Raw genomic sequence first — 26,350 nt, forward strand, 5'->3', positions numbered from 1 at the left:
TATTACTGGAAATCAAAATTTCCAGTAATATTTGATTTATAAGAAACTATATTACACAAAATTATCTACAGTCTCCTTGAATATAGGAGTCATACCTTAGCATCATAATTTTTTATTATTTACCCTGTCTACTTGACGGGGGGCAGTTCACTGCCGATGGCTTTTTACATTAATAATATACTATATATCTCTTCTAAAATATTTCCCCTTAAAATCAACCTTTTCAATCAATCCATAAGCTTCTTTTCTAGCCTCCTGAACAGTTCTACCTCTACCAACAACAGATAAAACTCTTCCTCCACTAGTTCTAAGAACTCCATCTACTAATTGAGCTCCTGCTAAGAATACTTTATCCTTAATGCTTTCGTCAATAGTGATTTCGAACCCCTTTTCAAAAGTTCCAGGATACCCCTTAGAAGCTAAAACAACATTAACACAAGCTCCATCATACCATTTAACTTCAACTTCATCTAATCTACTGTTTAAAGCCGCTTGAACTAACTCAACTAAATCACTTTCCATTAAAGTTAATACAGATTGAGTTTCTGGATCTCCCATTCTTACATTATACTCTAAAAGATAAGTTCCTTTCTTTGTTATCATTAATCCAAAGAAAATAATCCCCTTAAAATCAAATCCTTCTTCTTGAATTCCCTTTAAGGTATTAGCAACTATATTTTCTTCAAACTCCTTCATTACCTCTTCAGTAACAAATGGATTTGGCGCTAAAACTCCCATTCCTCCAGTGTTTGGTCCTTTATCTCCATCAAAAATTTGCTTGTGATCTTTTCCTGAAATAAAAGGTATTAAGGTCTTACCATCTGTAATTGAAAGTATTGAAGCTTCTACACCTTCAAGAAATTCTTCAATAACAACCTTTTGACCTGCACCACTAAATATATCTGAAATCATGAAATCATTAATTGTTTTCATAGCTTCTTCTTTAGTTGCTGCAATTACAACACCTTTACCTGCAGCTAATCCATCTGCTTTAATAACTATTGGATATTCACAATTTTCTAAATAAGCTTTAGCTTTATCATATTCTGTAAAAGTTCCATATTGAGCTGTTTTAACTCCATATTTCTTCATGAAATCCTTAGAAAAAGCTTTACTTCCTTCTAATTGGGCTCCTCTGCTATCAGGCCCAAAGCATCTTAATCCTGCTGCTTTAAATTTATCTGTTATACCCTTTGTTAATGGATCTTCAGGTCCAACAAAAGTAAAAGCTATATTATTTTCTCTTGCAAATACTACCAACTCATCTAAATCAGTAATATTAACATTTTCACATTTATTTGTCGTTGCAGTTCCCCCATTACCAGGTGCTACAAATACCTTACTAACCTTTTCACTCTTAGCCAATTTCCAAGCAATAGCATGCTCTCTTCCACCAGAACCAACTAATAAAATTTTCATATAACATTACCTCTTCTCAAATATACTATTTTTTAAATTCACAGAAAGTCAGCCTAAGCTGACTTTCTACCTTCACTATTAACTCTTCACTCTTACTTCTTAACTATTCTTAGTGTTTAAAGTGTCTAATTCCTGTAAACACCATTGCTATTCCATGTTCATTACAAGCATCAATTGATTCTTGGTCTCTCATAGAACCACCTGGTTGAATTATTGCTTTAATTCCATACTTAGAACATTCATCAACGATATCTCTAAATGGGAAGAATGCATCTGAAGCTAAAATTGTAGCTCCTTCACCTCTTCTTAAAGCATCCATTGTTGGCCAAATTCTATTAACTTGTCCTCCACCAATTCCTACAGCAACACCGTCTTTAACTGTAACTATAGCATTCGATTTAACGTATTTAACTACCTTCATACCAAATAATAAATCTTTCATTTCGTCTTCAGTTGGAGTTTTTTCTGTAACAATCTTTAATTCATCTAAAAGCTTAGTATCTTCTTCTTGTACTAAGATTCCTCCATCAACAGTTACCATGAATCTCTTATCGCATGGTTTAACATTACATTTAATAACTCTTAAATTCTTCTTAGTTCTTAAAACTTCTAGTGCATCTTCATCAAACTCTGGAGCTGCAACTACTTCTAAGAATATTTTAACCATTTCTTCAGCAGTAGCTTTATCAACTTTCTTATTGATAGCAACTATTCCACCAAAGATAGAAGTTGGATCTACATCATGTGCTTTAGTATAAGCTTCTACAGCAGTCTCACCTATTGCAACACCACATGGAGTGTTATGTTTTAATGCACAACAAGCTGTTTCTTCAAATTCATTAGCAACTTTCCAAGCAATATCTAAATCCTTTATATTGTTATAAGAAAGTTCTTTACCATTTAATACTTCAAAGTCATTCATACCACCATCAAATTCATTTGAAATATAGTATGCAGCACTTTGATGTGGATTTTCACCATATCTTAAACTTTGCTTTTTCTTATATGAAATTGAAAGATATTCTGGATATTCTTCTTCATCACTCAACATAAAGTTTGAAATTGCAGCATCGTAAGCACTCATTAAGTTAAATACCTTACCAGCTAATTTCTTTCTTAACTTGTAGCTAACATCTCCAGTTTCCTTAATTTCAGTCATTACAGCTTCATAATCAGAAACATCTGAAATAACAACAACATCTTGGAAATTTTTCGCAGCTGCTCTAAGCATTGTTGGTCCACCAATATCTATAAATTCAACCTTTTCTTCAAAGCTTAAATCTTCTCTTACTTTTTCAAAGAAAGGATATAAATTAACTATAACCATATCTATTGTTTCAATGTTTCTTTCTTTTATAGTCTTCATATGTTCTTCATTATCTCTTATAGCAAGTATTCCTGCATGAATTATTGGGTGAAGAGTCTTAACTCTTCCATCTAGCATTTCTGGGAAATTAGTAACTTCATTAACTTCTGTTACAGCTACTCCATTATCTTTTAAGTGCTTATAAGTACCTCCAGTTGAAATAACCTCAACTCCACTTTCAGCTAAAAACTTTGAAAAATCTAAGATACCTGTTTTATCAAATACACTAATTAATGCTCTTTTAATCATGTAAAAATCCTCCCTATTTTAAAATATTTACTCTACCGTCTATAATTTCAACTTTACCTCTGCTTATTAAATCAATAGCTCTAGGTAACATTTTATGTTCCTCTACTAATACTCTCTTTTGAATATCCTCTGCAGTATCCTCAAAATATACTGGAACTGCTTCTTGAAGTATGATTGCCCCACCATCTACTTCTTCATTTACAAAATGAACTGTACATCCAGTAAACCTTACCCCTGAAGCTCTTACTGCATTATGTACATGCATTCCATACATTTTATCTCCACAAAAACTTGGAATTAGTGAAGGATGAATATTTACTATTCTATCTTTAAATACTTTTAATATTTCCCCATCTAATATTGAAAGATAACCAGCTAATACTATTAAATCAACTTTACCTTTAGTTAATTCTAATATTTTATTTGAAACTTCATCTCCATATTCTTTTCTTGAAACAACATAACTTGGAACTCCTGCGTTTTTAGCTCTTTCTAAGCCATAAATACCATCTTTACTTCCAATAACCATTTCAACTTTAAAAGAATCTTGTTCATAATCTAAAATTGATTGGAGGTTTGACCCTCCACCAGATACAAGTACTGCTACTTTAAGCAAACTCCTTCACCTCCAGCTGTTACAATACCAATTTCATAAGCTTTTTCACCTAATTCAATAAGTTCTTTAATAACAGCATCAACATCTTTTTCATCAACACATAATACAAAACCAATTCCCATGTTAAATGTATTATACATATGATCTCTGCTTACACCTTTATTAATCATATCTTCGAATATTGCAGGTAATGGATAACTATCTTTTCTTATTTCTGCAGTTAATTCAGAACCGTTAAACATTCTTGGAACATTTTCAATAAATCCTCCACCTGTTATGTGAGACATACCTTTAATCTCAAACTTTTCTATTAAGTTTAATATTGGTTTAACATATATCTTAGTTGGAGTAATTAATGTTTTCCAAACCTCTTCTCCATTAAATTCTTCATTTAAATCTGTATATAATTTTCTAACTAAAGAGAAGCCATTTGAATGTACTCCTGAAGAAGCAATACCAATTAGCTTATCTCCTGGTTTAATATTTTTTCCATTTATTATTTTATCTTTATCTACAATACCTACTGCAAATCCTGCAATATCATATTCTCCTTCTTTATAAAAACCTGGCATTTCAGCAGTTTCTCCACCAACTAAAGCACACTCTGACATAACGCATCCATCAGAAACACCTTTAACTAAATCAGCAGCTACTTCTGCTTCAAGCTTTCCACAAGCTATATAATCTAAGAAAAATAATGGTTTTGCTCCATGACATAAAATATCATTTACGCACATAGCTACACAGTCAATTCCAACTGTATCGTACTTCTTAGTTTTAAATGCTAATTCAAGCTTAGTTCCAACACCATCTGTACCCGAAACTAAAACTGGCTTTTTATATCCTTCTGGTAATTCAACCATTCCAGCAAAACTTCCAAGACCATTTAAAACATATTCACTCATTGTTCTTTGTGCATATTCTTTTATAAGCTTTACTGACTTATAACCTTCTTCTATATTAACCCCAGCCTCTTTATAAGTTATCATTTAAATTACCTACCTTTCAGTTTCTATTGGTGTCGCAACTGGATATATTCCATTGAAACATCCTACACAATATCCTTGATTTGCATTAAAGCACTTGTACATACCATCCATTGATAAATATCCTAAAGAATCGCAGCCAATTATTTCTCTCATTTCTTCTATAGAATGATTAGCTCCTATAAGCTCTTTTCTGTAAGGAGTATCAATTCCAAAGTAACATGGATATTGAACAACTGGAGATGCTACTAAGAAGTGAACTTCTTTAGCTCCTGCTCTTCTTAATGATTCTACTAAATGCTTTGAAGTCGTTCCTCTTACTATAGAATCATCTATAAGAATAACTCTCTTATCTTTAATATTTACCTTTAAAGGATTTAACTTAACCGCTACAGCTCTTTCTCTTACCTCTTGAGATGGTGTAATAAATGTTCTTCCTACATATCTATTCTTTACAAATCCAGTATCATAAGGTACTCCTGATGCTTTAGCATATCCTATTGCCGCTGGTATACCTGAATCTGGAACTGCAACAACTACATCTGCATCTATTGGGAATTCTTTATATAATTGTTCTCCAGCTCTAACTCTTGATTCATGAACATCTAATCCATCTATTATAGAATCTGGTCTAGCAAAATATATATACTCAAAAGCACAAGTTTGACATTGAGTATTTTCAGAATATCTATATGAATTTATTCCATTTTCATCAATTACAACAATTTCACCTGGCTCAATATCTCTAACTAACTCTGCACCAATTGCATCTAAAGCACAACTTTCTGAAGTTAATACATAGCCTTCTTCAATTTTTCCTAAACTAAGAGGTCTTATTCCATGTGGATCTCTTACACCAATAAGCTTATTTTCAGTTAATATAACCATTGCAAATGATCCTCTAACAGCTTGAATAGCATCTAATACAGCTCTTTCAACACCTTTTTTAGCGCCTCTTGCAATTAAATTAGCAATTACTTCTGAGTCAATTGATGTATGGAATATATGTCCTCCATCTTCTAATAACTCTCTAATAACATCTGCATTAACTAAAGTTCCATTATGAGCCATAGCTATTGGTCCTAGCTTTGTTTGGCTTAATAATGGCTGTGCATTTTCTATTCTAGTATCACCACTTGTTGAATATCTAACATGTCCAATAGCAGCAAATCCCTTTAAACTATCTATATCTTCTTGAGAAAATGCTTCTGTTATAAGCCCCATTCCTTTTTTAATATTTATATCTTCACCATTTGCAACAGCTATACCCGCACTTTCTTGCCCTCTATGTTGAAGTGCATATAGACCGTAATATGTTACTGAAGCAACATCTAATGGATTATTAGAATAAATACCAAATACTCCACATTCATCTTTAAATTTATCATTACTTGGATCCATTATAATATTGTCCAACTTTAGATTCATACTCCTACCCCCGTTAATTAGTTAATAGTTTTGAGTTAATAGTTATTAGTTCTGAGTTAGTAGTTTAGGTAGAAACTGCTATCGTAGTTTCTTAAAGTTTATTTTTCCTAAAACTGATTTGAATCAACTTTATTCCTCAACTTACCACTTGTAACTTGAAACTTGAAACTATCTAAACTATTCTTGTATTCTCTTTAAGATTTCAACATATGCATCTTTAACATTTCCAAGATCTCTTCTGAATCTGTCTTTATCTAACTTTTCTCCAGTAGTTGCATCCCAGAATCTGCAAGTATCTGGTGAAATTTCATCTGCTAAAACTATATCTCCGTTATATCTACCAAACTCTAATTTAAAATCTATTAATCTTATGTTAGATTTTAAGAACATATCCTTTAAAATATCATTTATTTTTGCTGTTAAAGAATAAATCTTTTCTAATTCTTCAAAAGTTGTTGCTCCTATAGCAACTGCATGGTAATCATTTATTAATGGATCTCCTAGTGAATCATCCTTGTATGATAATTCAAATACTGTTGTTTTAAGTTCTGTTCCTTCTTCTAATCCTAATCTCTTAGCCATTGAACCAGCTGCAACATTTCTTACAATCACTTCTAGTGGTACTATTTCAACCTTTTTACATAATTGTTCTCTATCATTTAGCTTTTCAATAAAGTGAGTTGGAATTCCCTTGTTATTTAACATTTCAAATAACATTGACGTAATTGCATTGTTTAAAACACCTTTATCTTCGATTTGACCTTTCTTTTCGCCATTAAAAGCCGTTGCATCATCTTTGTAATATACTACAACTTCATCAGCCTTATCTGTAGCATATATTTTCTTTGCCTTACCTTCGTACATCATTTCTAATTTTTCCATTATAAATCCACTCCTTCACCATTTTCAGCTATAAACTTTTCTTTCATTTCTTTTCTATATTCAACTAATTTAGCTTTTAATTCTTTATCTCCAACAGCTAACATTTGAACTGCAAGCATTCCAGCATTGTAAGCATTATTTATTCCAACTGTTGCAACAGGAATAGATTTTGGCATTTGCACTATTGAAAATAATGCATCTAATCCTTCAATAGCTCCTTTACAAGGAACTCCTATAACTGGCATTGTTGTTTGAGAAGCTATTACTCCAGGTAAGTGTGCTGCAAGTCCTGCACCTGCTATTACAACTTCACATCCTTGTGCTTCACATTCTCTTAAAGTTTCTTCTAACTTTTCTGGAACTCTGTGAGCTGATAAAACAAATGCTTTATACTCAATTCCGAATTCTTTTAAGCAGTTAGCTGCTCCTCTCATTATTTCTGTATCAGATTTAGATCCAAAAAATATTGCTACCTTCATTTTTAAAACCACCTTTTTGTAGTTAGTAGTTTTTAGTTAATAGTTAGTAGTTTAGGTAGAAACTCCTTAATAAGTTTCTAAAATCAATTACGCTGACTTTATTCTTTAACTTTTAACTATTAATTCTTAACTCTTAACTATTTTAAATTTTATTTAAAATACTTAACTCCTGATTCGAAAATCTTTTGATCAAAGTTTCCTGGTACGTTTTTATATAGGTTTTCTCCAATTCTTTCAGAGTGTCCCATTTTCCCTAAAACTCTACCATCTGGACTTGTTATACCTTCTATTCCAAGCATTGACCCATTTGGATTAAATGGCATGTCTAATGCTATATTTCCTTTATTATCAACATATTGAGTTGCTACTTGTCCATTTTCAACTAATTGTTTTAATAGTTTTTCTGGAGCAACAAATCTACCCTCTCCATGAGAAATTGCAACATTGTGGATGTCTCCTAATTCTACTCCACTAAACCACGGTGATTTCTTAGAAACAACCTTAGTCTTAATTATTGAACTCATATGCCTATTAATTTCGTTATAAGTTAATGTTGCCATATATTCTTCAATATCAACTATTTCACCATAAGGTACTAATCCTAACTTAATTAATGCTTGGAAGCCGTTACAAATACCTAACATTAATCCATCTCTATTCTTTAATAAATCCATAACTGCATCTTTAATTCTTTCGTTTCTAAATACTGTTGATATGAATTTACCTGAGCCATCTGGTTCGTCTCCAGCCGAGAATCCACCAGGTAACATTATTATTTGACTTTCTCTAATTTGCTTTTCTAAGTTTTCAATTGACTCTGCAAAAGCTTCTTTAGAGTAATTTCTAAATACTAAAGTTTCTGTTTTTGCTCCAGCATTTCTAAATGCTCTTTCACAATCATATTCGCAGTTTGTTCCTGGGAATACTGGAATTATTACCTTTGGTTTAGCAACCTTTATAATAGGTGATTTAACATTTGATTCATTGTATAAGACTTCCTTAACTGATTCATTTTTATCAGTAGTTTTAATTTTAAATACCTTTGATAATTTCTTTTCATAAGTTTCTTCTAAAATATTTAATTTTAAATTCAAATCATATTCTTGTGAAACTATTAATTCATCTTTAATTGTGCATCCTATTGCCTTGTAAGCGCATCCTTTAAATTCTTCATCTACATTTACATCAGATTTTACTTCTAAAACTAAACTTCCATAGTTTAATCCGAATAACTCCTCTTTAGTTAGATTAGAGAATTTAACCCCAATTTTATTTCCGAAAGCCATCTTTGAAAGTGTTTCAGAAGCTCCACCAAACTTAACGCTTGAAGCTGATATTACTTTACCTTCTAAAATAAGCTCATGTAACTTCTCTAAATTCTTTTTATATCCTTCTACCTTTAATGTGTAATCTTCATTTCTTTCTGCCATTAAGAATACTAATTTTGAACCAACTTCTTTAAATTCTGCACTAATTATATTCTTTGCCTTTTCTACTCCAACAGCAAAAGCTACTAATGTTGGAGGTACATCTACATCTCCAAAACTTCCAGACATTGAGTCTTTACCACCAATTGCAGGTATTCCTAAATCTATTTGTGCTTGGTATGCACCAAGTAGTGCTGCAAATGGTTTACCCCATCTTTCTGGACTCTTTCCTAATTTTTCAAAATACTCTTGAAGAGTCAATCTTGCTTTTCTGTAATCTCCACCTACAGCTGCAAGCTTTGTAACTGCTTCTATTATTGAGTAGTATGCCATATGATATGGACTCCATACTCCTAAATCTGGATTTAATCCATAACTCATTATTGTAGCCTCTTCACTTACTCCATTTAATACTGGAATCTTAGCAACCATTGCTTCTTGTTCTGTATTTGCATCCCTACCACCATATGGCATAAGAACTGTTCCTCCACCAATAGTAGAGTCAAATCTTTCAACTAATCCTTTTTGTGAAGCAACATTTAACTTTGTTAAGTTATTTAACCACTCTTCTTTAACATTTACATCCCCAACTGTTAAAGGATATTCTCCTGGTAACTTAACTTCTACATTAGTTACTTGTCTTGCCCCATTTGTATCTAAGAAGCTTCTCTTTAAGTTAACTATTTCTTTACCTCTCCAATACATTCTTAATCTTTCAGTATCTGTAACTTCTGCAACAACAACCGCTTCTAAGTTTTCTACTTTAGCTAACTCTATAAATCTATCTACATTTTCCTTATTAACTACTACAGCCATTCTTTCTTGTGATTCAGAAATTGCAATTTCAGTTCCATCTAAACCTTCATATTTTTTAGGAACTTTATCTAAATTGATATCTAACCCTCTGGTTAATTCCCCAATTGCTACTGAAACTCCCCCAGCTCCAAAGTCATTACATCTTTTAATCATTTGAGCTATTTCAGCATTTCTAAATAATCTTTGAATTTTTCTTTCTGTTGGTGCATTACCTTTTTGAACTTCTGCTCCACATTCATTTATTGAATCTTCAGTATGTTCCTTCGATGAACCTGTTGCTCCCCCAACACCATCTCTTCCAGTTCTTCCTCCAAGAAGAATTACTATATCACCAGATTGTGGTTCTTCTCTTATTACATTTTCTTTTGGTGCTGCTGCTATAACAGCACCAACTTCCATTCTTTTAGCAACATAGTTTGGATGATATACTTCTGAAACTTGTCCAGTTGCTAACCCAATTTGGTTACCATATGAGCTATAGCCATGAGCCGCTCCTAAAGTAATTGTTCTTTGTGGTAATTTACCTTTTATAGTATTCTCTACTGGTACTGTTGGATCTGCTGCACCAGTAACTCTCATTGCTTGATATACGTATGTTCTACCTGATAGTGGGTCCCTTATAGCCCCTCCTAAACAAGTTGCTGCTCCACCAAAAGGTTCAATTTCAGTTGGGTGATTGTGTGTTTCATTTTTAAACATCACTAAGTATTCTTCATTACCCTTATCTGTTTCTATGTTAACTTTTATTGAACAAGCATTTATTTCTTCAGAAACATCTAGGTCGTCTAGCATACCTCTTTTTCTCATTTCTTTCATAGTAATAACTGCTATATCCATTAACGTTTCGTCTCTATCAGTTTCTCCATAAACGAAATCTCTTGATTTTAAATATGCTTCATATGATTTTTGTGCTGCATTGTTTAATTCACCTATTTCAAAAGTTACATCTTCAATTGCAGTACTGAATGTTGTATGTCTGCAGTGATCTGACCAATAAGTATCAATTACCCTTATTTCAGTAATAGTTGGTGTTCTTTCTTCACTTTTAAAATAATCTCTTATCATCAATAAGTCATCCACACTCATTGCTAGTCCTAATTCTTTATGGAAGTCTTCTATTTCTTTTCTATCTTTATTAATAAAATTATGAAGTATTTCTACATCGTTAGGCTCTGCTAATTTTGAAGAAAGTTCAATATTATCTATTGCTACTTCTCTAGAATCTACAGGATTTATATAGTAACTCTTAATTTTTTCTATATCTTCTTTAGTTAATTTTCCTTTCAAAACTATAACCTTAGCTGATTTTACTTCAACTCTTTCCTCAGCTCCTAATAATCCAATACATTCAGATGCTGAGTCAGCTCTTTGATCATATTGTCCTGGTAAAAATTCTACAGCAAATGCTATTTCATCATCACTTATAGGAAGATTTTCTTCATATAAATTATCTACTGTCTTTTCAGCAAATATTGTATATAAAGATTTTTGATAGTATTCCTCTTTCATTTCACCTAATATATACTTATTTGCTACTCTTACAGCTTGAAGATTTTCTATTCTTAAATTACTTTTGAAATCTTCCATAAGGCTCTTAGCTTCAACATTAAAGCCATCTTTTTTTTCTACAAAAATGCATTTAAACCCTAACATTCTATACCTCCACATACATATTTTTCAAAACACGAACATTATTATATTTTTTATTTATATTCTTCGTGTTAATTAAATATTACCAATTCGATTTATATTTGTCAACATTACCAGATATCATTTAACATATTTTTCGTCATATATCCGAATTTTAATCAAATTTTACTATTTTTAATTCGTTTTATTTGCTATTTATCAATTTTATATCCAAAAATAAACTTTTACTGTATTAACATTATTAAAATTAGCAATACTATATAGCATAAATTTATAAATATAATAGAAGGAGTGATTTTATGAGACTTCCTAAACATATTGGCATTATTCCTGATGGCAATAGACGTTGGGCTGAAAATAATGGTCTTTCAAAGGAAAAGGGTTATAACATAGGTATTAATCCTGGACTTGTACTATTTAAACTATGTGAAAATCTAGGTATAAAAGAAATAACTTACTATGGATTTACTACTGATAATACTAAAAGACCTACTGTTCAAAAGGATGCATTTATAAAAGCTTGTATAGATGCTGTAAAGTTACTATCTAATGAAAACGCAGAATTACTAGTTATTGGAAACATCGAATCTCCTTGCTTCCCCCCTGAATTGTTACCTTTTACAACAAGAAGGACTTTTGGAAAAGGTGGAATAAAGGTAAACTTTTTAGTTAATTATGGTTGGGAATGGGATTTAAACTTATCTAGACAAACACATACAAAAAGAAATAATTTAGATTTAGTATTACACTCAAAAGATATTTCTAGAATCGATTTAATTATTCGATGGGGTGGAAGAAGAAGATTAAGTGGTTTTTTACCTATACAATCAGTTTATTCTGATTTTTATGTAGTTGATGATTATTGGCCTGATTTTAAACCTCAACATATATACGATGCACTAGAATGGTATTCAACTCAAGACATTACATTAGGAGGTTAAGCCTTAATTCAAGGATGTGATTTAAATGAAAAAAGCAATTGTTATTGGTGGTGGTATAGGTGGTTTATCTATAGCTGCTAGGTTATTAAAGGATGGTTTTAATGTTGATTTATACGAAAAAAACAAATCGCTTGGTGGCAAAATTAGTCAAGTTAAATTTGCTGATTTTAAATTTGATTTAACTGCTTCCTTGCTAATGATTCCTAATGATTATACTGAAATTTTTTCTTATTGTAATAAAAATTATAAAGATTATTTTTCTTTTATTCCTCTTAACAATCTTTATAAAGTTTTTTATTATGATAATACAAATTATACTTTTCAAACAGACTTACCATCTCTTTGTAAAACTATAAATAATATAACAAATAATGATTTAAATGATATGTATTCTTACTTTAACTTTTTATCAACCAATTATAAAAAATATTTATTAGCTGAAAAATATTTTTTAAATACATCATTTATAAATACTAATAACTTTTTTAATCCATTAACTTTAAGTAAAGTTTATAAATTACATACTTTAAACTCTTGCTATAAAGACTGTAAAAAGTTTATATCATCTGAAAAATTAATAAATTATATTTTGTTTCAATCTATGTATGTAGGAGTATCTCCCTTTAGTTCCCCTAGTATTTATAATTTAATTCCTTCGGCAACTCAATATCAAGGACTTTATTATATAAAAGGTGGAATGTATTCCTATATTCAATCATTAAGAAAATTAATTTTAGATCTTGGTGGTAAAATTCATCTTTCTTCTCCAGTAGATGAGATATTATTAAAAAATAATACCGCTATAGGGATTAAAATAAAAAATAAAAACATACATAGTGACTTAGTAGTTTGTTCAAGTGATTATTCTTATGCAATTAATAATTTACTAAAAGATAAATCTATCACTCAGATATCAAAAAACATTAATAATCTTGAACACTCCTGCTCTACTTTTATTATTTATTTAGCTTTAGATAAAAAGTATCCTTTACTTAATGTACATAATATATTTATTAATAAGGATTTCAGAAAAAACATAGAGGCTCCTTTTAAAGGAAAGCTCTCATCTAATCCGTCACTCTATATTTATTGTCCTAGTTCTATAGATAATTCACTTTGTCCTTTAGGATGTGAAACAATAAATATTATGGTGAGAGTTCCAAATTTACTTTATAAAAATATTTATTGGAATAGTGATACCATCAGTAAATTAAGCAATAACTTGTTGAGTATTGTTTCAAAAATTCCAGGATTAGAAGATCTACAATCTCATATATTGTTTAAACATCATTTAACTCCTATTGATTTAAAAAATATATTTAATACCTATGCAGGATCTGCATTTGGAATAAGCCATAATTTAAATCAAAGTTTAGTATTTAGGCCTCAATGTACATTACCAAAGATTAAAAATTTATACTTTACAGGTGCTTCAATACATCCTGGTAATGGAACATCTATGGTATTAAAAAGCTCAAAAATCTGTTCAGAAATAATAAAAGAATAAAAAAAGTGCCACAAGATACTTCTTGCGACACAATCCTACGTAACCTAAAAGGTCATTAATATTTTTTCCTTAAAATTTCATTTTATTCAAGTATTAATTTATATTCATTACTTGACATACACTATTAGAAACTATTAAAATTTAATGACCATTATTTTAAGGAGAGATTAAATGATTATCGGAAAAGAACTACAAGATGAAAATAAATACTTAAATAAAACAATAGGAAAAATTACTGATTTACTTACTAGCTATGGTGTTTCAAGTGAAGAACAAGATAAAGAAATAATAAAGCATAGAAAATTTTTATGGGATAATAGAAATGAATTAGATGAAATTGAAATAAATGAAAACTGTGGACAGGTTGCATTAAATGAACAATTGCACGCTAAGAAAATATCAAGAATTAGAACTTTAGAAAAGCAACTTTCTAATCCTTATTTTGCTAGAATTGATTTTAAGGAAGACGGCGAAGAATCAGAAAGTTTTTATATAGGTCTATCAACTGTAGAAGATGAAGATAATTTTGATATTTTTGTATTCGACTGGCGTTCTCCTGTTGCTAATATGTTTTATGACTTTGAAGTTGGTCCTGCATATTATGATGCTCCAGTTAGAAGAATAGAAGGTCATATAGAATTCACTAGACAATATAACATTAGAAATGGTGAAATAGTCTTTATGCATAACTCAAATGAAAGTTTATGTGATGAGGCTTTAACATCAATGTTAAGCGGAAATGCTACTGATAAGATGAAAAACATAGTTGCTTCTATTCAAAAAGAACAAAATGATATTATAAGAAGTGATGATAGCAAAATACTATTCATTCAAGGTGCTGCTGGTTCTGGTAAAACATCTATAGCATTACATAGATCTGCTTACCTATTATACAAGCATAGAAAAAATCTTAGCGCTGATAATATTTTAATCTTCAGTCCAAATGAAGTTTTTGCAGAGTATATTTCTGATGTATTACCTGAGCTTGGTGAAAGTAATATACGTCAAACTACATTTGAAATTTTTTCAAAGAGATTCTTACCATCAAATTATTTATATGAAAGCAAAAATGATCATTTAGATTATATTTACTCTAATCATACTGATTTAAAAACATTCAAATTAAGAACTAAATCTATGGAATATAAAAATACTTTAGATTTTATGAATACTTTAAATAAATTTATATTAGATATTCCAAGACTTATTACTAATGTAACTCCTATTACAATTGAAGGTGTACAAATAGTTAGCAAAAAATCAGTAGAAAAAACTATATTTGAAAGATTTAAGGATATTCCTTTCTTGAACAGAATTGATGTTGTTAAACAAAGTTTATTCTCTCAAGTAGAAAATAAATATTTATCTTCAAAAGATAATTCTCATTTTGATTATGTTGAAGATAAAAAAACATTCTATGATTTTTGTAAAGCACAAGTTGACTTACAAGTTGATGCTATGATTAAAACACTTGATAGTGTTGCTATTTATAAATCTCTTTGGAGTAATATTGAAAAGTATACAGATATTGATTTAAACAATACAAAAGATTTAACTTTAAATTATTTAAACAATAACGAAGTAAAGTTTGAAGATATTACTCCTATAATTTATATAAGATCTTCATTAGAAGGTTTCAGAAGTTACGGAAATATGAAACATGTTTTAGTGGATGAAGCTCAAGACTATAGTCCATTATTCTACGAAATAGTTAAAAGATCTTTCCCAAATGCTTCACTAACAATTATGGGTGATTTAAATCAAAGAATTGATAAACATTCTAATGTAAAAAGTAGAAATAGTATAACTAATGTATTTAATGATGTTAAAACAGTAGTTTTAACTAAAAGCTATCGTTCAACAGGTAATATAACTAACTTTACTAAGGATATTTTAGAAACCCACGAACCTATAGAAGCTGTTGATAGAATTGGTGATAATCCAACTATTCATATTGTTAATAATAATTTAGAAGAAAGGATTTCTACTAAGATAAATGAAATGAAAGATAAAGGTTATAAATCTATAGCTATTATTTGTAAAAATAAAGAAAATAGTAAAAAACTTTATTCTTCTTTAAAAGAACTAAATGATGATATAAACTTAATAATTAGTGATAAATGTGAATTTAAGATTGGTATTAATGTAATATCTTCATATATTGCAAAAGGATTAGAATTTGATGGAGTTATTTTAGCTGATGGTGAAAGTTATCTATCAATTGAAGATAAGCATTTATTCTATACTGCTTGTACAAGAGCATTACATGAATTGCATATATATACCAATACTTCATTAGAAAATATACTACCTCAAGATAATAGCTTGTATACCTTAATTGATAATTAATTTATAAAATAACTAATTTAAATAGAGCTAACATATAAACGAACTCCTTTTAATATTTATTTTAGTATTTTTCATAAGCACTTTTAATTATATATAATAAAAAAGCATCGTATAAATTCATACGATGCTTTTTTATATTAATTATCTTTCTTAAGCATTTCTCCAATAGCTGCTATGCTACCAAGTGATGATAAAGTTTCATTTGGTAATATAAGCTTATTAGCTGGATTTTTAGCCATTTCTTTAAGTGCTTCAACTTGTTTAAGTGCTATAACTGTTTCATTAGTTCCTGATTCAATAATAGCCTCATTTACTTTTCTAATAGCTTCTGCTTCAGCTATAGCTATTTGTTCTATAGCCTTAGCCTTACCTTCTGCTTCTAAAAGTTGAGATTCTTTTAAACCTTCAGCTCTTCTAATATTAGCTTCCTTTTCTGCTTCAGCTTCAAGAATTTTAGCTCTCTTTTCACCTTCAGCTTTTTCTATTTGAGATTGTCTTTGACCTTCAGCCACTAATATAGTAGCTCTCTTATCTCTTTCAGCTTTCATTTGCTTTTCCATAGCTTGTTGTATTTCAGCTGGTGGAATTATGTTCTTAATTTCAACTGATAGTACCTTTATACCATAAGCATCAGTAACCTCATCAATAATACCAAGTAATTGTTGATTTATACTATCTCTTCCTGCAAGAACTTCATCTAATGTCATATTACCTAGTATATTTCTTATGTTTGTTGTAGCTGAATAAACTATACCTGCTTTATAATCTTCAATATTATATACTGCATCTTTTGCATTAAGCATCTTATAGAAAATAACATTATCAACAGAAATTTTAACGTTATCTTTAGTAATAACTGATTGTGGTGGTACATCTAAAATTTGTTGCTTAGTTGATACTTTTTTTCTTACAAAGTCTACACCTGGAATTACAAAGTGCCACCCTGGTTCTAAAATTTTATGGAATTGTCCTAGTCTTTCTACTACATATAAGTACCCTGTATTTACAACTTTAATTGATGATAATAGCACTAATAAAATAATCACTAATAATGCTACTAAAAATATTAATCCTGACATTTTAATCCTCCTTCGAACTTACAATTAACTTATTTCCTTCAATACCTGTAATTTTATATTCTTCACCTTTTTTTATTACTCTTCCCTTATTATAAGCAGTCCAATAAATACCACTTACCTTTATCTTTGAGTTCTTCCCCATATCCTCTTCTGCAATCATTGTTCTACCTATATAGGTTTGTTCCATCGTTGGTACATGATTAACATCAGCCTTGAATTTCTTTTTTGCCCAAGGATAACCAATAGAAACAGTTGCAACTCCAACAATTAAAAAGGCTATTATTTGCCATACAACAGTAACTTCAAATAAAGAAAGTATTATTGCAACTATAGCTCCTAAAGAAAACCACATAAATATGAAACTACTAGTAATAACATCAATAGCAATTAAAAAAACTGCAACAAGTATCCAACTAATTACCTCAACCATTATTTTTCCCCCTTTCCTGATTTATTACTAAACCATTCATTATAATTTAATTATATACTATATTATTCTTCTTTTGTATTAATTCTTCCAAATAGTTAAATCTTAACTACAAACTCATTATAATATAGTTTAAATCTTTTCGCAAGTTATTTTTTATTGTTTTATAAGGTATTTATTATCTCTTAAAACGTTTAGATTTATCTATTTTTTAAATAATTTGATTTTCTAAGGTTTTCCTTTTATTATTTATTTATATGTATTTTATTAGAGAACTAATACAATACTAAAATTATATAACGTATTGGAGATGATATTATGGATTTTATAAAAGTAGGATCTGCATGTCCTAAAACTAAAGTTGCAGATGTTATTTTTAATGTTGAAAATATATGCTCATGTATTAATGATGCTTATAATAAAGATGTTAAATTTTTAGTTTTTCCCGAACTATCTATTACTTCTTATACCTGTGCTGATTTATTTTTAACTTCTACATTAATAAATAAATCTATAGAAGGAATTAAATTAGTTTGCGAAAATAGTATTAATAAAGATATATTAATTGCTGTTGGATGTCCTCTTGTGCATAACAACGTTCTTTATAATGCAGCATTTATTATTTTTGAAGGAAAGATTCTTGGAATAGTTCCTAAATCATATATTCCAAACTATAGCGAATTTTATGAAAAAAGATGGTTTACATCTGCTGCTATGTTAGTTGATGAAACTGTAGATTTACCTTTCCAAGATAATATACCACTAGGTACAAACTTGCTATTTACTGCTGGAGATTATAAGTTTGGTATAGAAATTTGTGAAGATCTTTGGGTAACAATACCTCCAAGCTCTTATCTTTCACTTCTAGGTGCTAATATTATAGGTAATCTTTCTGCATCAAATGAATTAGTAAGTAAAAAAGATTATAGACTTTTATTAATTTCTAATCAAAGTGCTAGATGTATGTCATCTTATATTTACTCTTCAGCTGGTGTACATGAATCTACAACTGATTTATTATTTAGTGGTCACTTAATAATAAGTGAAAATGGTTCTATATTAAAAGAAAATAATAGATTTCAAAGAGAAAATGAAGTTATAACTTCTTGTATAGATGTATTTAAGCTAAATGCTGAAAGATTAAAAAACTTAAGTTATAGAGATGCTTCTAAAATTGTACCTTTTAAAGCTAAAAACATTAACTTCAATTTTAAAAGCACAGAAATTAAAGATTTTGATAGATATGTAGATAAACATCCATTTGTTCCATCTAATGAACATGAAAGAGAAGAAAGATGTAAAGAAATATTCAATATTCAATCATCAGCACTTGCAAAACGTTTAGAACATACTAATCTAAAAAAAGCAGTAATAGGAATTTCTGGTGGACTTGATTCAACTTTAGCTTTACTAGTCATAGTAAAAACATTTAAATTACTTGGAATCGATAATAAAAATATTATAACTATTACTATGCCTGGATTTGGTACTACTGATAGAACATATAATAATGCTTTAACACTTTGTAGAGAATTAGGTACCGATTTAAGAGAAATAAATATCGTTGAAGCTTCCCTTCAACATTTTAAGGATATTGGTCATGATAAAGATATACATGATGTAACTTATGAAAATGTTCAAGCAAGAGAAAGAACTCAAATATTAATGGATTTAGCTAACAAAGAAGGTGGCTTACTAATAGGAACTGGCGATCTTTCTGAACTTGCACTTGGATGGTGTACTTATAATGGCGATCATATGAGTATGTATGCTGTTAATCCTTCAATTCCAAAAACGCTAGTTAGATACTTAGTTAAATATGTAGCAGAAAAAGAATCTACAGAAGAAGTTTCTCATACTTTATTAGATATTTTAGATACTCCTGTTAGTCCTGAACTTTTACCAAAAAGTGAAAAGGGGGATATTGTTCAAAAAACAGAAGATATCGTTGGTCCATATGAACTTCACGACTTCTTCTTATATCACTTTATTAAACATGGTTCTTCAAAAGAAAGAATTGAACTTCTTGCTAAGGCAGCATTTAAAGATGATTACTCTGAAGAAGAAATAAATAAATGGCTTGATAAATTTATTTATAGATTCTTTACTCAACAATTTAAGAGAAGTGCATTACCTGATGGTCCTAAAGTTGGTTCAATTTCTTTAAGTCCTCGTGGCGACTGGAGAATGCCATCTGATGCTTCATTTAATTCATTTAGATAGCAAAAAGAGTGATTTTATTCACTCTTTTTTACTAATTATTTTAAACTCCATTATAAAATAAAAAAATAAGGAAATTTATATCAGAATATAAATTTCCTTACTTAATTATTTTCTTACTTGTTTTAATTTTTCTTCTACCATTTGTATTAACTTAATTTTATCATCTTCATTATTTACAACATCCATGACATTCATATCAATTACTAATACTTCAGATGCTTTATAATGATTTTTTACCCAATTATCATAGTCTTTCCATAAGAAATGATAATATTCTTTTAAACTATCATCAACTTCGAAATCTCTTCCTCTTAATTTGATTCTATTCATAACAGTTTCAAAAGAACCTTTTAGATAAATCATTATATCTGGTGCCTTCTTTGGAAGTGATTCTAGTTCTTCCATCATATTATTTAATAAATTTTCATATATGTCCATTTCTAATTGTGATATTCTTCCAAGCTCCATATTCTTCTTAGCAAAATACCAATCTTCATATATAGATCTATCTAATACATTATTGTCATTAACTAACGCTTCTTTTATACTTTTGAATCTAGTATTTAAAAAATATAATTGTAATAAGAAAGGATATCTTTTTCTTTGTATCTCTTCTTCAGACTCACTATAAAATAATGGCAAAAGTGGATTATCATCAACAGATTCATAAAAAACATCTGATTGAAAATGCTCTCCTAGAATTTTTGCTACTGAACTTTTTCCTAAGCCTATCATTCCACCAACTACTAACAACATACTTCACCTATCCTTTACTATTCATCCTTAGTGCTCATTAATGATAACTTGTATTTATTTTTAAATCAAGACTTGACATAAGAAAAAGGCATATAAATACAAATTATTTATATGCCTTATTACATTTATTTCATTTTTAAAGTATCGATATATTTAACTGCACTTAATGATGCTATATTACCTTCTCCAGCAGATTTAATATATTGATATGGTTTTCCTACACAATCTCCTGCTGCAAAACATCCTGGAATATTGCATTTCATTTCTCTATCAACATGAATATGTCCATCTACTATTTCTAGTCCCGGTACTAACTGTCCAGGTGATATACTATCTTTTAATATAAATACTCCATCTGTTTCTAATTCACCATCTTCCAATTTAACTGAAGAAACCTTTGCTTCTCCAACTATTTCTAATGGTTTTTTAGCAACTACTTCTATATTTTCATTTAAACTAGTTTCACCTTTATACATTGGAATATAATAAACTTTTCCAGCAAGCTCACTAACATAATTGGCTTCTTCTTCTGCTTCTTTATTATATCCTATTATTGTTACAGTTTTTCCTTTATAAAGAGGCGCATCACATGTAGCACAATAACCTACACCTTTACCTATTAATTCCTCTTCACCTTTTATTGGTTTTGTATATTCCATTCCAGTAGCTAAAATTACAGTTGTAGCTTCATACATTTTCTCATTTACCATTAAGGCAAAGTAATCACCCATGGCATATATGTTATTAACTCTTTCTTCTGTAATTTCAATGCCCATCTTATCTATATGCTCAAGAAATTTATCTTTAACATCAGCTCCATTTACTCCATAAAAACCTAAGTAATTACTAATCTTAGGAGCTTTACTTAATTTATGACTTAATTCCTTATTACCAAAAATAATAAACTTTTTATTTCTTATTTTTGCATTAAGAGCTGCAGATAATCCTGCTGGACCACTACCTACTATGGCTATATCATATCTTTCCATAGTAACCTCTACCTTCTAAAGATGTTTTTCAACAGCTTCTTTTAATTGATTCTTTGGCATGAATCCAACTAAAGTATCAACAGGTGCTCCATTTTTAAATACCATTATTGTTGGTATACTTGCAACTCTGTATTTACCAGCTAAATTTGGACATTCATCAACATTAACTTTTGTAAATTTAGCATTTGTTAATTCTCCTGCAACTTCTTCAAAGATAGGTCCTATCATTTTACAAGGTCCACACCATTCAGCCCAGAAATCTACTATACTTACTCCATCAAAATCAATTACTTCTGTATTGAATTCATTTTCTTTTAAATGCTTAACCATTTTATTTCCTCCTACTCCCCCTTAGGGGGATATTAATATTATTTGTTTTATTTTACAGCGATAATTATTATTAGTCAATAATTTTATCCTTACTGATAGTTTGCCCTACTTTTTTCATTATAATTCTATAAAATAAATCTCTATTTAGCCATTGAGTATCTATTTAGATTTTCATAAATACCACCTTTTTTTATAAGTTCAATATGACTTCCTCTTTCTTCAATACCTTTATCAGTTAATACTATTATTTCATCTGCATTTTTAATTGTTGATAATCTATGAGCTACAACAATAGTTGTCCTATTTTTACATAACTCTTCTAAAGATTTTTGAATTAAATATTCTGTTACATTATCTAAAGCAGATGTTGCTTCATCTAATATTAATATTGGTGGATTCTTCAAAAATACCCTTGCAATTGATATTCTTTGCTTTTGCCCGCCAGATAATTTAACTCCTCTTTCTCCAATATATGTATCATATCCATCCTTTAGTTCCATGATGAATTCATGTATATTGGCTTTTTTAGCAGCTTCAATTACTTCCTCATCAGTTGCATTTTGGTTACCATATTTAATATTTTCTTTTATAGTCCCAGTATATAAAAATACATCTTGTTGTACTATTCCAATATTTTTTCTTAAAGAATTAAGTTTAATATCGTAAATACTTTTACCATCAATTTTTATATCTCCTTTATCAACATCATAAAATCTTGGTATTAAACTACAAAAAGTAGTTTTTCCACCACCAGATGGACCAACTAATGCAAGCATCTTTCCACTTTCTATTGATAAATTAATGTCATTTAACACACTTTCATTTTCATAGCTAAAACTTACATTTTCAAATTCTATATTTCCTTCTACATTATTAATTTCAACTGCATTTGGATTTTCTTTTTCTTTTTCCACATTCATTATTTCCATAAACCTTTTAAATCCAGTCATACCATTTTGATATTGTTCAACAAAATTAATTAACTTCTTAATTGGATCAGTAAATAATTTTACGTAAAGCATATATGCTAGAAAATCTCCTAAGTTTATCACACCATAATATGTAAAAACCCCACCTGCAATTAATACAACGTAATCTAATATATCTACGCCAAAATTAACTCCTGCAAAATACTCTGCCATTACCTTATATGCTTTTTTTCTAACTTCTCTAAACTTATTATTACCTTTATTAAACTTTTCTTTTTCATATTCATGTGCTACAAAAGCTTTCGAAATTCTAATTCCTGCTATAGAGTTTTCTAAAGTTGAATTTATATTAGATGTATGAACTCTAGTTTCCATAAAGCAATCATTCATCTTTTTTCTTTTCTTCAAAGTAAATATAACTATAAATGGAACAAATGCAAAAACTAATATTGTAAGTGGTATGTTAATTGTTGATAAAATTATAAATGACCCTAAAAACATAACTATAGAAATAAACAAATCCTCTGGTCCATGATGAGCTAACTCTGATATTTCCATAAGGTCATTAATCATTCTACTCATTAAATCTCCAGTTCTGTTATTATCAAAATAAGAATTAGGTAATTCTTCAAGATGATTAAACATATCTCTTCTCATATCAGCCTGCATTCCTACACCTACAAGATGCCCAAAATACTGCATGAAATAACAACAGCCTGCCTTTATTAAATATAGTAACATTAAAATTATTGCAAATATACCTATTACTTTAATTTCTTTATTAGGTATAGTTTCATTTATTAATACTCTTGTCATCATCGGATATATCAAACTACATATGGTTGCAATGGTCGCTACTATTAAATCCAATATAAACAATTTTTTATATGGCTTATAATATGAAATAAATTTTTTTATCATTATTTAAGTCCCCTCCTATTAAAGCTTAAATTTATTTTATACTCTTATTTATATAAAAGTAGTTTTATTTTTTATAACATAAAATAAGGACAAGATAAATATCCTCTTGTCCTTAAACACAAATATGTATTATTTTTCCCTATGAACATCAACAACTCCAGCTTCATCATCTGAAATAGGAATTAATACTGTACCAAACATCTTTTCTTCTTTCTTTGCATATATATGATAATCTAAGCCTACTTTTAAATTTTTAATATTATCATTTTTTAATATTTTGTACTTTTTATTATCATAAGATTTACCTATATAATATTTATCTGTTTCTTTTTTTATTATTACCCTATAAAGCATTTATTTCCCTCTTTTTTTCGTTGTAGCTCATCTTTGGTTTTATCTTAAATTAATTCATAAAAAAGTCTTTTAATATTTTAAGTTCTTCTTCATTGAAATTATAATCATTTAACTTGTTTTTAGCTATCCATTTTGTATTACTTATAGTTTTATGACAAGTAATATATTCTTTAACTGTTCCTGTAAAGACTCTTAATATATCATTATTTTCAAGTGTATAATCTTTAAATGGCTTTAAATCGAAAATTGTACATTTTAAATCTTTATCTATTGCTTTATTAATACACTTTTCGTCAGTTTCTTTACCTTTAATCTCTTTACCGAATATCCCCCATGTTCTTTCATTCTTCTTTCCTCTTTCAGCAATTAACACATTATCAAAATCATCATAAATAATAATTGAGCATCTTACTACTTTCCCCATACGTACCTCCATCAGAACATTTTCCTACACTTTTCAATTTTATATATTAATTATTAATAATAATTATACCCTATTGTTTACAATAAAACAAATTTTTTAATATTAATAAATTTATTTTTATGTGAATATAAGTAAAAAAATTGTTCATACTTAAGAAGAGGTGATTTTTTTGGTATATTTTAGATTTATTCCACTTATTGTATTATCTTTTTTTGCTTTAAAATTCTTAATATCTTATATAGAAAAAGCAACAATTAATTTAAATAATAAGGCAATCAAAAGACAAATTGAGCTAGGATTGTTATCAATAAAAGATATACAAAGAAACAACTATAGTACTTTTCTTAAAATTATAAATATATATCTTGATATATTAGGATGTAAAGAAATTGTGGCTCTACCTGGTGGGAATAGTGATTTAACCAATTTTAAATGTACTCTAAATAATACTGATATTCTTATTTGTTGCATTCAAAATGACCTAATAGGTGAAACTGCCAAAGATGAAGATAAATGGGAATCAACTGGAAGGCCTGATGTGCAAAGCTTTTTAGCTCGAATGGTTCTTAATGATTGTAAAAAAGGAATTATTATTACTAATAGCACTTTTTCAAGTAATGCTATAGAATTTGCTAATAACCTTAACGCTCAAAATCGTGGAATAGAAATTAAACTTATTGATGGTTATGAATTAACAAAATCAATTAGAAATCATAAATATTATATTATTAAGGAGGGTTTAATAAATGAAGTTAAATACAATATATAGTTATTTTATAATAATTTTATTCTCTCCTTTAATAGGTAAGCTAATTAAAAATATTACTATTTATTATAAGTCCTATAAAGAATTAAAAAAAAGTGACTTACTTTATAACTTAGTTCATAGACTTACACCTCATGAATTTGAAATTTGGTGTAGTGAATATTTATCCAATATAGGCTTTAATAATATAGTTGTACTTCCTTTAGGACCAGATGGTGGAAAGGATATAATTTGTGAAAAAAATAGTGAAAAATTTTATGTTGAATGTAAAAGATATTCAATTTCTGATTCCATAACAGCCTTTGAAATTGAAAAACTATTAGGTGCAATGATTTGTGATAATATAAATAACGGAATAATAATAACTACAGGTACTATATCCGATGAAGCTAAATCTATTTTAAATAAAATAGAAAAACCCTATAATATTAGCATCATAAGTTCTAAAGATCTGGCTATTCCGTATACTGAATACGTTCTTAACCCTAATTAATATTTAGCTATCTCATTTTCCTCTCAATATATAAGGGATGTGTCATTTACTATGCACATCCCTTTTAATTTTACTTTTCTTTTCCTATAAACGTTACAGCTACACCTATAAGAGAAATTATTATAAATATGTAAAAGCTTCCAATGTATTGTGACTTAGAATAAACTCTTATTCCATCAATAATATTACCATTCCAACCTAAATCTAAAATAAAACCAATAATTAAACTTATAATTGAACTTCCAATAAATTCTTCTGAATTTACAATACTTGATGCTAGTCCACTATTTTCTATGTTGCAATAATTATTTATATCAGTAAATGCTACTATATGAGCCATAGCAAAAAATCCCATAAAAAAGAATATTATACTTAATTCAAATAATGTAGGCATTCCCTTTCTTATAAATAATATAGGCTTTGTTTTAATAAACTGTTGAAATTTGATTAACCTCTATAAATATGGTTATAATATAACTACTATTTAGGAGGTTTTTTATGCCAAGAGTTAATAATGTTATTCAGCAAGTTTCACAATTAAATA

General features: G+C 28.8%; 23 protein-coding genes. 6 read left to right on the forward strand and 17 right to left on the reverse strand.

The features are described 5' to 3' along the window. Positions 1 to 180: 180 nt before the first annotated feature. The 8 genes from purD to ABUA17_RS15025 all read right to left on the reverse strand — a co-directional run bounded on the left by purD (position 181) and on the right by ABUA17_RS15025 (position 11,321). The gene (gene purD / locus ABUA17_RS14990) at positions 181 to 1,419 is read right to left on the reverse strand and encodes a phosphoribosylamine--glycine ligase (protein ID WP_195951726.1); all 1,239 of its coding nucleotides are present in this window, start codon (positions 1,417 to 1,419) and stop codon (positions 181 to 183) included. Between the two features lie 109 nt (positions 1,420 to 1,528). After that, positions 1,529 to 3,034: a bifunctional phosphoribosylaminoimidazolecarboxamide formyltransferase/IMP cyclohydrolase gene (gene purH, locus ABUA17_RS14995; RefSeq protein ID WP_055291998.1), complete on the reverse strand. Its 1,506-nt coding sequence runs from the start codon at positions 3,032 to 3,034 to the stop codon at positions 1,529 to 1,531. Between the two features lie 13 nt (positions 3,035 to 3,047). After that, entirely contained in the window at positions 3,048 to 3,650 is a 603-nt protein-coding gene (gene purN, locus ABUA17_RS15000) for a phosphoribosylglycinamide formyltransferase (protein ID WP_042400866.1), read from the reverse strand. Continuing rightward, positions 3,638 to 4,639: a phosphoribosylformylglycinamidine cyclo-ligase gene (purM, locus tag ABUA17_RS15005; protein ID WP_055292000.1), complete on the reverse strand. Its 1,002-nt coding sequence runs from the start codon at positions 4,637 to 4,639 to the stop codon at positions 3,638 to 3,640. The genes purN and purM overlap by 13 nt, the downstream gene beginning before the upstream one ends. 9 nt (positions 4,640 to 4,648) lie before the next feature. Further along, positions 4,649 to 6,064, reverse strand: a complete 1,416-nt coding sequence (purF, locus tag ABUA17_RS15010; protein ID WP_055292002.1) for an amidophosphoribosyltransferase — start codon at positions 6,062 to 6,064, stop codon at positions 4,649 to 4,651. 177 nt (positions 6,065 to 6,241) lie between these two features. Then, a complete protein-coding gene (gene purC / locus ABUA17_RS15015) occupies positions 6,242 to 6,946 on the reverse strand; it encodes a phosphoribosylaminoimidazolesuccinocarboxamide synthase (RefSeq protein ID WP_042400876.1) in 705 nt (234 codons plus the stop codon). Continuing rightward, on the reverse strand, positions 6,946 to 7,425 hold the full coding sequence (gene purE, locus ABUA17_RS15020) for a 5-(carboxyamino)imidazole ribonucleotide mutase (protein ID WP_042400878.1): 480 nt from the start codon (positions 7,423 to 7,425) through the stop codon (positions 6,946 to 6,948). The genes purC and purE overlap by 1 nt, the downstream gene beginning before the upstream one ends. Positions 7,426 to 7,574: 149 nt before the next feature. Beyond that, the gene (locus ABUA17_RS15025; protein ID WP_349817952.1) at positions 7,575 to 11,321 is read right to left on the reverse strand and encodes a phosphoribosylformylglycinamidine synthase; all 3,747 of its coding nucleotides are present in this window, start codon (positions 11,319 to 11,321) and stop codon (positions 7,575 to 7,577) included. Positions 11,322 to 11,617: 296 nt separating this feature from the next. Here ABUA17_RS15025 and ABUA17_RS15030 point away from each other — a divergent pair, with 296 nt between their 5' ends. The 3 genes from ABUA17_RS15030 to ABUA17_RS15040 all read left to right on the forward strand — a co-directional run bounded on the left by ABUA17_RS15030 (position 11,618) and on the right by ABUA17_RS15040 (position 16,115). Then, complete coding sequence (locus ABUA17_RS15030; protein WP_042400884.1) at positions 11,618 to 12,259, forward strand: undecaprenyl diphosphate synthase family protein; 642 nt, start codon at positions 11,618 to 11,620, stop codon at positions 12,257 to 12,259. Positions 12,260 to 12,284: 25 nt separating this feature from the next. After that, a complete protein-coding gene (locus ABUA17_RS15035) occupies positions 12,285 to 13,766 on the forward strand; it encodes a phytoene desaturase family protein (RefSeq protein WP_042400887.1) in 1,482 nt (493 codons plus the stop codon). Positions 13,767 to 13,937: 171 nt separating this feature from the next. After that, positions 13,938 to 16,115, forward strand: coding sequence for a HelD family protein (locus ABUA17_RS15040; RefSeq protein ID WP_042400892.1), 2,178 nt, complete (start codon positions 13,938 to 13,940; stop codon positions 16,113 to 16,115). Between the two features lie 137 nt (positions 16,116 to 16,252). Here the strand turns inward: ABUA17_RS15040 and ABUA17_RS15045 are convergent, their stop codons facing one another. Both ABUA17_RS15045 and ABUA17_RS15050 read right to left on the reverse strand, forming a co-directional pair. Then, positions 16,253 to 17,194: an SPFH domain-containing protein gene (locus tag ABUA17_RS15045; protein ID WP_042400895.1), complete on the reverse strand. Its 942-nt coding sequence runs from the start codon at positions 17,192 to 17,194 to the stop codon at positions 16,253 to 16,255. Between the two features lies 1 nt (position 17,195). Continuing rightward, the gene (locus tag ABUA17_RS15050; RefSeq protein ID WP_042400898.1) at positions 17,196 to 17,624 is read right to left on the reverse strand and encodes an NfeD family protein; all 429 of its coding nucleotides are present in this window, start codon (positions 17,622 to 17,624) and stop codon (positions 17,196 to 17,198) included. 315 nt (positions 17,625 to 17,939) lie between these two features. Between ABUA17_RS15050 and ABUA17_RS15055 the strand changes: the two genes are divergently transcribed. Beyond that, a complete protein-coding gene (locus ABUA17_RS15055; RefSeq protein WP_042400901.1) occupies positions 17,940 to 19,844 on the forward strand; it encodes an NAD(+) synthase in 1,905 nt (634 codons plus the stop codon). 105 nt (positions 19,845 to 19,949) lie between these two features. On the opposite strand, the gene ABUA17_RS15060 is transcribed toward ABUA17_RS15055, so the two are convergent. From ABUA17_RS15060 to ABUA17_RS15085, 6 genes are all read right to left on the reverse strand, one after another. Further along, entirely contained in the window at positions 19,950 to 20,600 is a 651-nt protein-coding gene (locus ABUA17_RS15060; RefSeq protein WP_042400906.1) for a deoxynucleoside kinase, read from the reverse strand. A gap of 125 nt (positions 20,601 to 20,725) precedes the next feature. Next, the gene (locus ABUA17_RS15065) at positions 20,726 to 21,589 is read right to left on the reverse strand and encodes an NAD(P)/FAD-dependent oxidoreductase (protein WP_042400909.1); all 864 of its coding nucleotides are present in this window, start codon (positions 21,587 to 21,589) and stop codon (positions 20,726 to 20,728) included. 15 nt (positions 21,590 to 21,604) lie between these two features. Next, on the reverse strand, positions 21,605 to 21,919 hold the full coding sequence (trxA, locus tag ABUA17_RS15070) for a thioredoxin (protein WP_042400914.1): 315 nt from the start codon (positions 21,917 to 21,919) through the stop codon (positions 21,605 to 21,607). A gap of 140 nt (positions 21,920 to 22,059) precedes the next feature. Then, positions 22,060 to 23,769, reverse strand: coding sequence for an ABC transporter ATP-binding protein (locus tag ABUA17_RS15075; RefSeq protein WP_042400916.1), 1,710 nt, complete (start codon positions 23,767 to 23,769; stop codon positions 22,060 to 22,062). Between the two features lie 129 nt (positions 23,770 to 23,898). Continuing rightward, positions 23,899 to 24,123, reverse strand: coding sequence for a hypothetical protein (locus ABUA17_RS15080; RefSeq protein WP_042400921.1), 225 nt, complete (start codon positions 24,121 to 24,123; stop codon positions 23,899 to 23,901). A 49-nt stretch (positions 24,124 to 24,172) separates the two neighbouring features. After that, entirely contained in the window at positions 24,173 to 24,547 is a 375-nt protein-coding gene (locus ABUA17_RS15085; protein ID WP_042400923.1) for a hypothetical protein, read from the reverse strand. A gap of 169 nt (positions 24,548 to 24,716) precedes the next feature. Here ABUA17_RS15085 and ABUA17_RS15090 point away from each other — a divergent pair, with 169 nt between their 5' ends. Both ABUA17_RS15090 and ABUA17_RS15095 read left to right on the forward strand, forming a co-directional pair. Beyond that, positions 24,717 to 25,316, forward strand: a complete 600-nt coding sequence (locus ABUA17_RS15090; protein ID WP_042400927.1) for a restriction endonuclease — start codon at positions 24,717 to 24,719, stop codon at positions 25,314 to 25,316. Continuing rightward, positions 25,294 to 25,806: a restriction endonuclease gene (locus ABUA17_RS15095; protein WP_052330732.1), complete on the forward strand. Its 513-nt coding sequence runs from the start codon at positions 25,294 to 25,296 to the stop codon at positions 25,804 to 25,806. The genes ABUA17_RS15090 and ABUA17_RS15095 overlap by 23 nt, the downstream gene beginning before the upstream one ends. 70 nt (positions 25,807 to 25,876) lie before the next feature. On the opposite strand, the gene ABUA17_RS15100 is transcribed toward ABUA17_RS15095, so the two are convergent. Then, positions 25,877 to 26,161 carry a hypothetical protein gene (locus ABUA17_RS15100; protein WP_347915968.1) on the reverse strand — a complete coding sequence of 95 codons (285 nt, stop codon included), beginning with the start codon at positions 26,159 to 26,161 and terminating at the stop codon, positions 25,877 to 25,879. Positions 26,162 to 26,350: the final 189 nt, after the last annotated feature.

Origin of the sequence: Clostridium sp. RTP31139st1_H3_RTP31139_211217 (assembly GCF_040227035.1) — a bacterium.
GTDB classification, from domain to species: Bacteria; Bacillota; Clostridia; order Clostridiales; family Clostridiaceae; genus Clostridium; species Clostridium saudiense.

Excerpts from the sequence above, each read along its gene's own strand:
- ABUA17_RS15040 (WP_042400892.1), top strand. The coding sequence starts at position 13,938 with ATGATTATCGGAAAAGAACTACAAGATGAAAATAAATACTTAAATAAA.
- ABUA17_RS15060 (WP_042400906.1), bottom strand. The coding sequence starts at position 20,600 with ATGTTGTTAGTAGTTGGTGGAATGATAGGCTTAGGAAAAAGTTCAGTA.
- ABUA17_RS15095 (WP_052330732.1), top strand. The coding sequence starts at position 25,294 with ATGAAGTTAAATACAATATATAGTTATTTTATAATAATTTTATTCTCT.
- purM (WP_055292000.1), bottom strand. The coding sequence starts at position 4,639 with ATGATAACTTATAAAGAGGCTGGGGTTAATATAGAAGAAGGTTATAAG.
- ABUA17_RS15075 (WP_042400916.1), bottom strand. The coding sequence starts at position 23,769 with ATGATAAAAAAATTTATTTCATATTATAAGCCATATAAAAAATTGTTT.
- purH (WP_055291998.1), bottom strand. The coding sequence starts at position 3,034 with ATGATTAAAAGAGCATTAATTAGTGTATTTGATAAAACAGGTATCTTA.
- purD (WP_195951726.1), bottom strand. The coding sequence starts at position 1,419 with ATGAAAATTTTATTAGTTGGTTCTGGTGGAAGAGAGCATGCTATTGCT.
- ABUA17_RS15035 (WP_042400887.1), top strand. The coding sequence starts at position 12,285 with ATGAAAAAAGCAATTGTTATTGGTGGTGGTATAGGTGGTTTATCTATA.
- ABUA17_RS15065 (WP_042400909.1), bottom strand. The coding sequence starts at position 21,589 with ATGGAAAGATATGATATAGCCATAGTAGGTAGTGGTCCAGCAGGATTA.
- ABUA17_RS15085 (WP_042400923.1), bottom strand. The coding sequence starts at position 24,547 with ATGGGGAAAGTAGTAAGATGCTCAATTATTATTTATGATGATTTTGAT.
- trxA (WP_042400914.1), bottom strand. The coding sequence starts at position 21,919 with ATGGTTAAGCATTTAAAAGAAAATGAATTCAATACAGAAGTAATTGAT.
- purF (WP_055292002.1), bottom strand. The coding sequence starts at position 6,064 with ATGAATCTAAAGTTGGACAATATTATAATGGATCCAAGTAATGATAAA.
- ABUA17_RS15080 (WP_042400921.1), bottom strand. The coding sequence starts at position 24,123 with ATGCTTTATAGGGTAATAATAAAAAAAGAAACAGATAAATATTATATA.
- ABUA17_RS15100 (WP_347915968.1), bottom strand. The coding sequence starts at position 26,161 with ATGGGATTTTTTGCTATGGCTCATATAGTAGCATTTACTGATATAAAT.
- purC (WP_042400876.1), bottom strand. The coding sequence starts at position 6,946 with ATGGAAAAATTAGAAATGATGTACGAAGGTAAGGCAAAGAAAATATAT.
- purE (WP_042400878.1), bottom strand. The coding sequence starts at position 7,425 with ATGAAGGTAGCAATATTTTTTGGATCTAAATCTGATACAGAAATAATG.
- ABUA17_RS15050 (WP_042400898.1), bottom strand. The coding sequence starts at position 17,624 with ATGGTTGAGGTAATTAGTTGGATACTTGTTGCAGTTTTTTTAATTGCT.
- ABUA17_RS15025 (WP_349817952.1), bottom strand. The coding sequence starts at position 11,321 with ATGTTAGGGTTTAAATGCATTTTTGTAGAAAAAAAAGATGGCTTTAAT.
- ABUA17_RS15055 (WP_042400901.1), top strand. The coding sequence starts at position 17,940 with ATGGATTTTATAAAAGTAGGATCTGCATGTCCTAAAACTAAAGTTGCA.
- ABUA17_RS15045 (WP_042400895.1), bottom strand. The coding sequence starts at position 17,194 with ATGTCAGGATTAATATTTTTAGTAGCATTATTAGTGATTATTTTATTA.
- ABUA17_RS15030 (WP_042400884.1), top strand. The coding sequence starts at position 11,618 with ATGAGACTTCCTAAACATATTGGCATTATTCCTGATGGCAATAGACGT.